The following is a 12329-nucleotide window of genomic DNA, read 5'->3' on the forward strand; positions in this document are numbered from 1 at the left end:
CTGGTACGTTAGTAATATCGTATCAGTGCCATAGATAGGTTAACCATATGTATAAGGATATGTGATGGGCTACGTTTTTCTGTCTCTCGTATTAATCATTTTTCTCATTTTTATTCTGCCTATTTGGCTGTGGTTACATTACAGCAAAAAAAACAGTGGGCAGGGGAGTCAGCTAACTGAAAATGAAGTACAACGTTTGATGCAATTAGCAGAACAAGCATCACAGATGCAGCAACGCATTAAAACACTTGAAGATATTTTGGATGCAGAACACCCAAATTGGAGGCAAAAATAATGACTCAATTTCGCAACCGCAAACTTTATCGTTTAACGGATAGACGTGTGTTCGGTGGTGTGTGTTCGGGTATTGCTGAGTATTTAGAACTTCCAGTTGCTTTGGTTAGAGCATTAGCCGTATTGGCTCTATTTGTCAGTTTTGGTATTACTTTGATTTTGTATATCGTGATGTGCTTTGTCGTAGAAACGGCACCAAGTGGCTACCGTTCACAGCAAGATATTGGCCCAGAAGTCAGTAGTCTTATTAACCAAATCGATACACAATTAAAATCAGGTGAAATGAAGCTACGCCAGATTGAAAGATACGTTACGTCAGATACTTATACAGTGAACAGTAAATTTCGAAATCTATAATAAATCGCATCACCATCACATGATAAGGGATTAGGTTTCAAAACCAAATCCCTTTTGTTTTTGATAAAAAAGTGAGTGAAATATGGCAAACAACGTTCGTTATCGAATTAAAAAATTTGCAAAGAAACTTTTGCTACGAAAAGGTATTCGATTCGCCGCAGTGTTGCTTATGACGTATGGCCCAGCAGGGTTCATAGGTAAACTTATTAAGTTATTGACAAGTAAATGGTTGCTTAATGTACTAATTAAACGGTTAACCTAATACAATTTGTTTTATGCTAAATTATAGAACGCAATATGACGTAAAATGAGTTTAAATTGAAAGGATAAGTCTTGGGAGGAGCATGAAACGACTGCACAGTGAATTAACTGATTTGATGAATAGAAGTGTTGATCGTCATGTTAGGCTCGCAGTAACAGGGCTTAGCCGTAGTGGAAAAACCGCATTTATTACTTCACTGGTGAACCAATTATTGAATGTGAATGCGGGCGCACGGCTCCCTTTATTTTCTGCCGCGCGTGATAAGCGGTTGTTAGGGGTGAAACGGATACCTCACCGTGATTTGTCAGTACCACGCTTTGCGTATGATGAAGGTATTGCATCCCTTTATGGGGAACCACCGCAATGGCCAACACCAACACGGGGGGTCAGTGAAATACGCCTTAAATTGCATTACCGTTCAGAAGACTCTTTTTTGCGCCATTTTGTCGATAACTCATCATTATATTTAGAGATTGTGGATTATCCCGGCGAATGGTTGTTGGATTTACCCATGCTAGATTTAAATTATCTAGCATGGTCTGAACAAATGAACACCTTAATAAAGGGAGAGCGTGCACATTTAGCCCAACCATGGCTGACATTGTGTGAAAAATGTGACCCTTTAGCGCCTGTTGACGAAAATTTGCTGGCTGAAATTGCTGCTGCCTACACCCAGTATTTAGTTGAATGCAAGGCCCAAGGGCAACATTTTATTCAACCAGGTCGTTTCGTTTTACCGGCTGAATTAGCAGGAGCACCCGCACTCCAATTTTTCCCATGGCCGAATGTAGCCAAATATGGTGATAAAAAGCTCGCACAGGCAGGAAAAAACACCAATATTGGCGTATTACAGCAACGCTATCAATATTATTGTGAGCATGTTGTAAAGGGTTTTTATCGTGATTATTTCCAACGTTTTGACCGACAAATTGTTTTAGTTGATTGTTTGCAACCGTTAAATAGTGGTGTTGATGCATTTAATGATATGAGAATGGCGTTAACTCAATTAATGCGTAGTTTTCATTATGGTAAACGCACATTATTGAGGCGTTTATTTTCACCTTGTATTGATAAATTACTCTTTGCGGCGAGCAAGTCAGACCATGTAACACCAGATCAGCATGCAAATTTAGTGGCTTTATTGCAACAATTAGTGCAAGAGGCATGGCAGCATGCTGCATTTGAAGGGATCAGCATGGATTGTGTTGGTTTAGCATCAATACAAGCAACCGAAAGTGGCCTTGTGGATTATAAAGGTGAAAAATTACCTGCGTTAAAAGGGAATCGGTTAAGTGATGGACAACCGCTAATGTTTTATCCTGGTGAAGTCCCAAAACGGTTGCCAAATGAGCAATTCTGGCAAACTCAAGGTTTTCAATTTGAAGATTTCAGACCAAGGCCAACGCCAATGGATCAACCATTGCCACATATTCGTATGGACAGTGCGCTTGAATTTTTGTTGGGAGATAAACTGAAATGAATGAACCTTTAAAACAGCGTTTAGATTTCGCTGAAAGTAGTGAAAATGATACGAAAGAATCGCTAAAAAAAGCCCAAGTTTTTGATGAACGAGAACTCGAAAAATTCACTCCAGTTTCTTTGGAAGCAGAACAAGATAGCCAAGAGGGTGAGGTTGAAAGCCTGATTAACGAAGCGTTAAAACCAAAACGGAGTTTTTGGAGAAAGTTAGTTGGCACGGCTGCGGGAATTTTTGGGGTCAGTGTCGTTGCTCAACTGGGCGTTTGGATCCACCAATCATGGGTAACACAAGATTGGACTGCGTTAGGTGTTGCTGCTGCGGGTAGTTTAATCGTTGTGGCGGGTGTAGGGTCAGTCGTTGGTGAATGGCGGCGGTTGTATCGCTTAAGAGAACGAGCAGAGGAACGAGACTTTGCTCGCGAATTATTGCACAGTCATGGAATGGGGCAAGGAAAGGTTTTTTGTGAAAAATTGGCAAAACAATCTGCGTTATCAATGCAACATCCTGCGATTGTTAATTGGCAAGCCACTCTCCATGATTCTCATAATGATAGAGAAGTTGTTGAATTATATAGTCGAATGGTTCAGCCCATTCTTGATGAACAAGCGCGTAAAGAAATTAGTCGTTGTTCCGCTGAATCGGCCATTATGATTGCAGTGAGCCCGTTAGCACTGGTGGATATGGCATTTATTGCTTGGCGAAATATTCGTCTAATTAATCGGATCGCGGCAATCTATGGTATTGAACTCGGTTATTACAGCCGAATTCGGCTATTTCGTATGGTGCTCATTAATATTGCCTTTGCAGGTGCATCTGAATTAATTCGTGAAGTGGGGATGGATTGGTTATCTCAAGACATTACCGCACGGTTATCAACACGTGCAGCACAAGGTATTGGTGCGGGTTTGTTAACTGCACGTTTAGGTATTAAGGCGATGGAATTATGCCGACCACTACCTTGGATTGAAAACAAGCCTCGTTTAGCCGATTTTCGTCATCAGCTAATTGGCCAATTAAAGAATGTTATTCCCAGTAAAAAAGATAAAGCGTAAAGAAATATCGCTGGCAGAGTGAGTTGACAGTTTTCACTCACTCAGCAGCATCATTTGTTGATTAATATGCTTATTGTTATTTCAAGCCTTAAAAAATTAAGGAAAGCAGTGATTTTATTTGTTAATACCTATGAAGCTTACAAGCTGTCAACAATTTGTGACACAAACACTGTATTCCCTTAATGTTTAAGGCTAAAATACCTTTATTCTCTCGGCTTTTTTGATGAAGGTTCCTATCCATGCGCCTCGAAGTGACCTGCCAAGACCGTATCGGTTTAACGCGTGAATTACTTGATCTTTTAGTCCTACAAAATATTGATTTAAAAGGTATTGAAATATCTCCTCAACGTAGGATTTACCTAAATTTTACACCTGTGGATTTTCAGGTATTCAGCACATTGATGGCAGAAATACGGCGTATCAATGGTGTTATTGATGTTCGCCGAATTTATTTTATGCCTTCAGAAAGAGAGCATAAAGCTGTTTGGGCGCTATTAAACTCATTTCCAGAACCTGTTTTGTCCATTGATAATAAGCTAAATATTGAGTTGGTTAACCCAATGACATTGCAATTATTTGGTTATGATGAGGCAAAAATTCGAGAAAAAACCTTTTCTCAGTTAGTCGGTAGCCAAGGGCTGGTACGTTGGTTTGAACGAGAGTCACCAGAAGCTTATACAGAGAAAGTCGTCATTAAAGGCCAAGACTATTTGATGCAAGTGACTCCTATTATTTTGGCAGATGAAAATGGTAAACTCCATTGTACAGGAGCTGTGTTGCTGTTGAAATCGGCTGAAATTTTAGATAAGCAACGTAAACAAGTTATTGAGGTAGATGGCAGTGGTTTTGAACAAATTATTGCTGTTAGCCCTGTCATGGCAAATGTGGTTGAACGGGCTAAACGTGTTGCGATGCTGGATGAGCCATTATTACTCGTTGGTGAAACAGGGACTGGGAAGGATATCTTAGCGAAAGCTTGTCATTTGCATAGTGCGCGAGGAAAAGAACCGTTTTTAGGTTTAAATTGTGCTTCGATGCCGGATGATGTCGTAGAAAGTGAATTATTTGGTTATGCAGCAGGGGCGTATCCAAATGCAGTTGAAGGTAAAAAAGGTTTTTTTGAACAAGCAAATGGCGGAACAGTATTGCTTGATGAAATTGCTGAAATGTCACCTCAAATGCAAATTAAGTTATTACGTTTTTTAAATGATGGAACATTTAGGCGTGTTGGCGAGGAACGAGAAGTTAAGGTTAATGTCCGTGTAATTTGTGCAACACAGAAAAATCTACCTGAATTGGTGGCAGAAAAAAAATTCAGAGAGGACCTTTATTATCGTTTAAATGTACTCACATTAACCATCCCTCCATTACGTGAACGTAAAGAAGATATTCTACCGCTAACCAAGACATTTGTAGCCAGCTTTTCCAAAGAGCTTCATATTGCAGAGCCTAAATTGGCGCCTTCGCTAATCGAATTTTTAAGCAGTTATTATTGGCCGGGTAATGTAAGGCAACTGAGAAATGCCCTTTATCAAGGGTTAACTCAACTTAATGGCAATATATTGGAAGCAGAGAATATCCAATTACCTGATGTAGTAAATCCTCCCGCACTGGCTTTAGATTCGCTCAATGGTTCGCTAGATGAAATTACTAAACGCTATGAAGCGTCAGTATTAGCGCGCTTGTATCGTGATTACCCGAGCACTCGTAAATTAGCTAAACGCTTGGATATTTCTCATACGGCAATTGCCAATAAATTAAGAGAATATGGTCTCAATACGAAAAAAGAGCAAAACTAATTAAAATGAACAAAAGAATAACCTATGTGTTAACAGCAATAGGTTTGTTTTTTAGTGGTTCTGGCATTGCAACGGCAATACCGACCCACGGTTTGAATAAGTATTGCCGAGATGCTGTAGTACGAACAGTCGGTAAAATCTATGAGAATAGGGCACTAATTCAATGTTATTTTAAAGACGTACCTTTTTTAGCTCGTGTTTAGTATGGCAAAACCTTACTAATACTATTGCTAATTGGTGAATTTTCCTGCTATATAACAAAGACAGCTACTGTTTTAGGGTATCGTAATCTCATCTGATGGGTTTCAGCCTACAAGGAGTTGCCATGGACCAATTCACTATTAATTTCATTGTAAATCGTAAGTTACGCGAATACATGAGCCAGAGTCATTATAAAAATGATATGTTTGAGTCTGCTGCCTCAGCTGCTGAACTTTATCTGATGAATAAAGCCGCAGTAAAATATTTAACGAAGAAAAATCGTTTCACGTGGGAGGCATTGGTGAAAAATGGCCATAAGCCTCGAGACCTTATTATTGATATTTTGACATCTTGTTGCCCTGTCACTCAGGATCAAGCCTTAAAAGTATTGAGTACGCTTTCTCATACTTTGATCTCTATAATGAGTGACAATAAGTTATTTGCGAATGTTGTTAATGCGAAGAATCACCAGCCATTGTACTGGGCTCACGTAGATTAGTGTGGTTTTTATATTGAGTAATGAAGCGGAAAATTCCCGCTTCATTACTAATTACAGTGAGTTAAATGATATAAAAAGCTTATTTAAGGCTGTTTAATGCACTGTCGTAATCAGGTTCTTCAGTAGTTTCAGAGACTAATTGGCTATAAATAACGTTATTATTTTCATCTAAGACAACAACGGAACGTGCATTTAAGCCTTTTAATGGACCACTAGCGATAGCAACACCATAGTCATTAGCAAATGAATCACTACGGAAAGAAGATAGCATAACGACATTATCTAAACCTTCTGCACCACAAAAACGTGCTTGTGCGAAAGGCAGGTCAGCAGAAATGCATAACACAACCGTGTTGTCCAACTCGTTTGCGAGCTTATTAAATTTGCGAACTGATGCCGCGCATACGCCAGTGTCTACACTTGGAAAAATATTTAAAACTTTTCTTTTACCTTCATAAGTTTCCAGCGTTGCTTCGCTGAGATCTTTGGTGACAAGGGTAAGGGGCTTAGCTTTTGAACCTGCTTGTAAAAAAACACCATTAACTGTGATGTCATTACCTTTTAATTTAACTGTTTGCGACATGAATTTTTCTCCCGTTCATAAAGTGATTCACTGTTAACTTAATCTAACTTCTAATAAAAAATCTTTGCGATTAAAGGTTTTTTAATGAGTAGTTATACAGTGCTGAGTTTTACATTCTACTAATGACCAAATTTCATACAGAAACCTTATCACTTACTTTGAGTTCTACATGGGGCAAAGTAAGGTAATATTACATACTTTTTATTAGGGTATGGTGCATTATCATTATATAACAACTAAGCTTTTTCAATGCTTGCGTTTTCTGTTATGCACCTTTTTAAATTGCCTTATGGAGTGTAACAAAAGGAAATCTGTCTGTATTGATTTCTTTAGTCATTATTTACTGATCAGAAAAATGATAAGGATATGGGCATAGCTATTATTGTATAATGCGAGTATTAGTTTGTGTATATTTAGATAGGTAAATCAATTGATTACAAGAGAAATGTAGATTTCTGAAATATGAAAGCATATGATAAATTAAGATAAACTACAGAATAACTCAAGTGTATCGCTGTTTGATATTATCTAAACTGAGTGAGTTTTTGCTCTATAATCTATTATTTTTTATGGATATACGGAAATATGTTTCAATAATTAATTTACCTAAATGAAACTTAAGACGTAAATGCAGTAATATTGCTAACAATAGCACCTTCACTTGAAATCATTTAACTAGGCTTTTAGTTAACTTTATTTATACTAACAAGATAGAAAATAAAATGCATAAACATTCATTCACATCTTTAGCTGTTTTGATTTCTTCAGTTATTTTTACTACACAAGCTATTAGTGCGGTGATACCCACTGGCACAGTTTTAGCTGAAAACCAAGAAGTTACGCGTCATTTAAAAGACGAGCCGGCTTCTTTGGACCCGGTAAAGTCAGTGGGGTTAACGGAAGCGCAAGTCATGCGTGACTTATTTGAAGGGCTTGTTAACCAGGATGACCATGGAAAACCCATCCCAGGTGTAGCCCAAAATTGGAATACAACAGATAACCGGATTTGGACATTTACACTGAGGACTGATGGTCGTTGGTCGAATGGTGACCCTGTCATGGCTCAAGATTTTGTTTATAGCTGGCAACGACTGGTTTCACCGGTAACATCATCACCATTTGCTTGGTTTGCAGCATTAGCAGGTATTAACAATGCGCAAGCTATTATTGATGGAAAACTGCCTGTTGAACAGCTAGGTGTTGAAGCGGTTGATGCGCATACATTAAAGATTACTTTAAATAAACCAGTACCTTATTTCCCTTCATTAGCAGCTAATTTTAGTTTATTTCCTGTTCACCAAGGAACCGTTGAAAAGTTTGGTAATGACTGGATAAAAGTAGGTAATTTAGTCGGAAATGGCGCTTTTGTTTTATCTGACAGAGTGGTTAATGAAAAAATTGTTTTAGTTCCAAACAAAAATTATTGGGATCATCAAAATACAGTGATAACTAAAGTCACTTTTGTCCCGATTAACCAAGAGTCTCATGCAACTAATCGTTATTTAGCGGGAGACTTGGATATTACCGAATCATTTCCAAAACAACGCTATCAAAAATTATTGAAAGATATTCCTAATGAAGTCTTTACACCAGACCAATTAGGGACCTATTACTATGCATTTAATACCCAACGCGCACCGACGGATGACGTTCGTGTTAGAAAAGCCTTATCCATGGCGATTGACCGCCAGTTAATTGCTAATAAAGTATTAGGTACAGGGGAAAAACCTGCAAATTATTTTACTCCCGATGTCACCGATGGCTTTAAACCTGAAAAAGGGCTTTACAATAGCTACTCACAAAAAGAATTAGACCAGCAAGCAAAAGTGTTATTACAGCAAGCAGGTTTTGGTCCAAATCACCCGTTAGAATTAACATTGTTGTACAACAGTTCAGAAAATCATCAGAAAATTGCGATTGCAATTGCTTCTATGTGGAAGAAAAAATTAGGCGCTGAAGTCAAATTAGTAAATCAAGAATGGAAAACTTATATAGATAGCCGCAATACAGGAAATTTTGATGTTATACGTGCATCATGGATAGGTGATTTTAATGAGCCTTCAACATTCTTGTCTCTGCTTACATCTCAACATACTGGCAATATACCAAAATTTAATAACCCTGCATATGATAGCGTTATTGAGTCGGCGAGTATTGAAACGAATGCACAATTACGCAACCGTTATTATAATAATGCGGAAGCAATCATTGCAAAAGAAGCTCCAATCGCGCCTATTTACCAATATACCAATGCACGCTTAATTAAGCCTTGGCTGAAGGGGTACCCGATAAACAACCCCGAAGATGTCGCTTATAGCCACAGTTTTTATATCATTAAACATTAAAATAGGATACAGCCTGTGCAAGGTACGGGCTGCTTTTTCTAAAGGAAAGAAAAAAAGCTCCTTCCTCTGGAGAATGGGAAGGAGGACCAAAAAAGGAATAAACACTACCTTTTCATAATAAAAAAATCATCATGAACTTTATTGCTCGTTTGTGTCAATTATGTAGTGTTATTTAGCAAAAATGGCGATATTTTGTGATTTATGGGAAATTGTCTGTTTTTATGAGATATTAATCTCAATCTTTTTTTTGTTATTTTATGTATCGTGAGAACGATTCTTGAAATAATGACAAATATGTCACTATTCGACTAAAAATACCGTATTGATTATAAAAGGGAGATATTGCATGGGACTGATTTATGGTTCTTTATTCCAAAATTCAAATCCTGTACATGCATTTCAGTTAAATGGAGACGGTGGGTTACTTCCTATCGACGTGAATGCTAGCGCAAACCAGCAATCACCGTTTTGGCTTCATTATGATTATAAGGACCCACAAAGTTTTAATTGGATTCAGCAATCAGATCTCTTTAATGACCAAGTTAAGTCTGCTTTATCTGGGCATTCAGGACGTTGGCGATTGATTCGTGTTGGCGATGGTATTTTATTAACATTGCAAACATTAAATACCAATGCTGGCCAGCGGCCTGAGCAATTAGTTGCGTTTAGGGTATTTATTAATAATCGGATAATTATTTCTAGTCGTCATCGAAAAGTAAATTCCTTAGATTCTATTATTGATGATTTAAAGCAGGGAGTCGGGGCCCAAAGTACAGGTGACTGGTTAGTTGAGGTTGCTGATTCTATTACAGATGAAATAAGTGATTTTACGGATTCTTTGCATGAGCGTTTAATTGATATGGAAGATTTCATATTAAATAGCCAAATTCCTGAGAGAGGGGAATTAGCATTACTTCGTAAACAAATTATTGTGATACGCCGTTATATGGCTCCACAGCGAGATATGTTTTCCCGTTTAACAACAGAAAAATTGCTTTGGTTAGATGAAACTAATCGTCGTCGAATTCAAGAGATTTCTGACCGATTAGGACGTTGTATTGAAGATCTCGATGGTTTTATTGCACGTACAGCGATTATTTCTGACGAGATAACGAATATGATGACTGAGATGATGAATCGGCGCATTTATACAATGTCATTAATGGCCATGATATTCCTACCAACAACTTTTTTAACGGGGCTGTTTGGTGTGAATTTAGGCGGGATCCCTGGTAATGAGTTCCGTTTTGCCTTTAGTGTATTTTGTGTTTTATTAGCCGTTTTAATTGGAACCGTTTTGTGGTGGTTAAGAAAAAGCCGATGGCTCTAATATTGATGACTTATTTGCGATAACCGGACCTAGTTTGAGATAAATCAATAAAACTACTGAGGTTTTAGTGCAGTATTAGTCCTGCAGGTGAATGCAACGTTGAGCGATGAACGTTGTGCTCCATAATTGTAGTTTTTCTCATATTGAGTTCTTATACAGAATAATTGACCACTGTAATGCCGATGTATTTTACATCGGCTTTTTTTTGCATCTAATCCGAGCAAAAATAACCTCCATACGAGGAGGTTATTAATAAATGTTTATTTAACTTCAATAATATCAAGGCGTTCTGCTGTAAAGTCGGGCTTATCATCTTCATCTATAAAAGGTTGAAGCGGTAGCTCCTCTTTGTCAAACGCAAGATCTCCGCCATTGATAACTTCATCTCCATGAGAAATATTTTTGAAGTCAAATAATTCGGTATCACATAAATGAGACGGTACAATATTTTGAGTAGCACGGAACATTGTTTCGATACGGCCGGGATAGCGCTTATCCCAATCACGTAGCATCTCTTTAATAACTTGACGTTGCAGGTTTGGTTGAGAACCACATAGGTTACATGGAATAATTGGAAAATCTTTAGCCTGCGCAAAGCGTTCTATATCTTTTTCTCGACAGTAAGCGAGCGGGCGAATGACAATGTGTTTTCCGTCATCACTCATCAATTTAGGGGGCATACCTTTTAACTTACCACCGTAAAACATATTCAAGAACATAGTCTGTAAAATATCATCACGGTGGTGACCAAGAGCAATTTTAGTTGCTCCTAATTCAGTAGCCGTACGATACAAAATTCCACGACGTAAACGCGAGCACAGTGAACAGGTTGTTTTCCCTTCAGGAATTTTTTCTTTTACGATCCCATAGGTATTTTCTTCAACAATTTTGTACTCTACACCAAGTTTATCAAGGTATGCAGGTAAGATATGCTCAGGGAACCCGGGTTGCTTTTGATCTAAATTAACCGCAATTAATGAGAACTGGATTGGGGCACTTTTTTGCAAGCTTTGCAGGATGGAAAGTAGTGTGTAACTATCTTTACCTCCAGATAAGCAAACCATTATCCGGTCACCGTCTTCAATCATATTAAAGTCAGCGATTGCTTGGCCAACATCGCGGCGAATTCTTTTTTGCAACTTATTTAAGTTGTACTGTTCTTTATTGGTCGTCATTCTATAGGTTCTGCTACTGGGGTTTATGTTGCTGATGGATAATTGTACATTTGGTTTTTAAATTATTATTGTTTTATGCTTAAAGCCTAATCAGCGAGAGTTATAAAAAGAGGCTCATGATAGCAGAACATGAGGGAAGAGTGATACCAGTTCGGTAAAATAGGTGAAAATTGGTGTCCCCCCACTTTAATAGAGACACACAAACATAGAGTTTTCTAACTGTTGACGATATGCCTCCGGTGGAAGCTGATTTAAACTTTCAAGTGCTCTGATGATATTTTAGCCTGCAATGATGTATCAACCAAAATCACTAAGCATTCGTGTGTTTCTTCATTAATAATATTGAGTGTTTTAACGTATTTACTGCAATATAAATTTTCGTGCATGAAACCCAATGTCCCTTGAGTATTTGAGCTTTTTCATCATGACATCTGCAAGTTTTAGGTCAGAAAATCTAATTATAGCTGCCTTATTCAGATGTGAGTTAACAATACTATTGTTTTTATGCCTAGATACAGAACCAATAAATTTTTCAATTATTACTTTCCATTTTTTAGGGGCTAAAGTATATATTTTTGAGCTAAAATAATATAGCTGTATTGAGTCTTTCTTATTCTTATTTAGTATAAGCAGGGTAGATAAGTAATAAATATTTATCCCACTGGCTATTTTATATTTTTAGTAGTCACTAGGAATTTTAGTAACTTAATAAATTGTTAATCACGGTAAGAATTATATGGGCATTATAAAGCCTATGTTTATAATATTTAGATAGAACATATTCTTCTATTTAAACTTAGCCAGTTTTCCAGTGCAGTGGTAAAGAGAGCGAGATAGAGTGAATGTATAATTGTAGGACCATTAGAAATTAACGCTTAATAACAATAAGATATTGAAAAAATTATAAGATAACTAACGCTCTGAGTTATTTGTGAAAAGAAAAAGCTTTATT

10 protein-coding genes are annotated in these 12329 nt (G+C 37.4%); 8 read left to right on the plus strand and 2 right to left on the minus strand.

What is annotated here, in order from left to right; translation table 11 throughout:
• Positions 1-64: 64 nt before the first annotated feature.
• From pspB to M1F25_RS09985, 6 genes are all read left to right on the plus strand, one after another.
• Entirely contained in the window at positions 65-295 is a 231-nt protein-coding gene (pspB, locus tag M1F25_RS09960; protein ID WP_004263897.1) for an envelope stress response membrane protein PspB, read from the plus strand.
• Entirely contained in the window at positions 295-651 is a 357-nt protein-coding gene (gene pspC / locus M1F25_RS09965; protein ID WP_004263899.1) for an envelope stress response membrane protein PspC, read from the plus strand. The genes pspB and pspC overlap by 1 nt, the downstream gene beginning before the upstream one ends.
• A gap of 344 nt (positions 652-995) precedes the next feature.
• Positions 996-2393 carry a YcjX family protein gene (locus M1F25_RS09970; protein ID WP_181489633.1) on the plus strand — a complete coding sequence of 466 codons (1398 nt, stop codon included), beginning with the start codon at positions 996-998 and terminating at the stop codon, positions 2391-2393.
• Positions 2390-3445 carry a YcjF family protein gene (locus M1F25_RS09975; protein WP_181489634.1) on the plus strand — a complete coding sequence of 352 codons (1056 nt, stop codon included), beginning with the start codon at positions 2390-2392 and terminating at the stop codon, positions 3443-3445. Before M1F25_RS09970 ends, M1F25_RS09975 begins: the two co-directional genes overlap by 4 nt.
• A 239-nt stretch (positions 3446-3684) precedes the next feature.
• Positions 3685-5244 (plus strand): transcriptional regulator TyrR, encoded by a 1560-nt coding sequence (gene tyrR / locus M1F25_RS09980; RefSeq protein WP_144141657.1) that lies wholly within the window; start codon positions 3685-3687, stop codon positions 5242-5244.
• A 325-nt stretch (positions 5245-5569) separates the two neighbouring features.
• Entirely contained in the window at positions 5570-5944 is a 375-nt protein-coding gene (locus M1F25_RS09985) for an ATP-binding protein (protein ID WP_094961776.1), read from the plus strand.
• A 79-nt stretch (positions 5945-6023) separates the two neighbouring features.
• On the opposite strand, the gene tpx is transcribed toward M1F25_RS09985, so the two are convergent.
• Positions 6024-6527 (minus strand): thiol peroxidase, encoded by a 504-nt coding sequence (tpx, locus tag M1F25_RS09990; RefSeq protein WP_004263934.1) that lies wholly within the window; start codon positions 6525-6527, stop codon positions 6024-6026.
• 722 nt (positions 6528-7249) lie between these two features.
• Between tpx and M1F25_RS09995 the strand changes: the two genes are divergently transcribed.
• Positions 7250-8872: a peptide ABC transporter substrate-binding protein gene (locus M1F25_RS09995; protein ID WP_181489635.1), complete on the plus strand. Its 1623-nt coding sequence runs from the start codon at positions 7250-7252 to the stop codon at positions 8870-8872.
• A gap of 346 nt (positions 8873-9218) precedes the next feature.
• Positions 9219-10202, plus strand: a complete 984-nt coding sequence (gene zntB, locus M1F25_RS10000; RefSeq protein ID WP_004263941.1) for a zinc transporter ZntB — start codon at positions 9219-9221, stop codon at positions 10200-10202.
• A gap of 260 nt (positions 10203-10462) precedes the next feature.
• On the opposite strand, the gene ttcA is transcribed toward zntB, so the two are convergent.
• Positions 10463-11377: a tRNA 2-thiocytidine(32) synthetase TtcA gene (gene ttcA, locus M1F25_RS10005; RefSeq protein ID WP_004263945.1), complete on the minus strand. Its 915-nt coding sequence runs from the start codon at positions 11375-11377 to the stop codon at positions 10463-10465.
• Positions 11378-12329: the final 952 nt, after the last annotated feature.

The sequence above is a fragment of the Providencia sp. PROV109 genome (assembly GCF_033681625.1).
In the GTDB taxonomy this organism is placed as follows: domain Bacteria; phylum Pseudomonadota; class Gammaproteobacteria; order Enterobacterales; family Enterobacteriaceae; genus Providencia; species Providencia hangzhouensis.

Excerpts from the sequence above, each read along its gene's own strand:
- pspB (WP_004263897.1), top strand. The coding sequence starts at position 65 with ATGGGCTACGTTTTTCTGTCTCTCGTATTAATCATTTTTCTCATTTTT.
- pspC (WP_004263899.1), top strand. The coding sequence starts at position 295 with ATGACTCAATTTCGCAACCGCAAACTTTATCGTTTAACGGATAGACGT.
- M1F25_RS09970 (WP_181489633.1), top strand. The coding sequence starts at position 996 with ATGAAACGACTGCACAGTGAATTAACTGATTTGATGAATAGAAGTGTT.
- M1F25_RS09975 (WP_181489634.1), top strand. The coding sequence starts at position 2,390 with ATGAATGAACCTTTAAAACAGCGTTTAGATTTCGCTGAAAGTAGTGAA.
- tyrR (WP_144141657.1), top strand. The coding sequence starts at position 3,685 with ATGCGCCTCGAAGTGACCTGCCAAGACCGTATCGGTTTAACGCGTGAA.
- M1F25_RS09985 (WP_094961776.1), top strand. The coding sequence starts at position 5,570 with ATGGACCAATTCACTATTAATTTCATTGTAAATCGTAAGTTACGCGAA.
- tpx (WP_004263934.1), bottom strand. The coding sequence starts at position 6,527 with ATGTCGCAAACAGTTAAATTAAAAGGTAATGACATCACAGTTAATGGT.
- M1F25_RS09995 (WP_181489635.1), top strand. The coding sequence starts at position 7,250 with ATGCATAAACATTCATTCACATCTTTAGCTGTTTTGATTTCTTCAGTT.
- zntB (WP_004263941.1), top strand. The coding sequence starts at position 9,219 with ATGGGACTGATTTATGGTTCTTTATTCCAAAATTCAAATCCTGTACAT.
- ttcA (WP_004263945.1), bottom strand. The coding sequence starts at position 11,377 with ATGACGACCAATAAAGAACAGTACAACTTAAATAAGTTGCAAAAAAGA.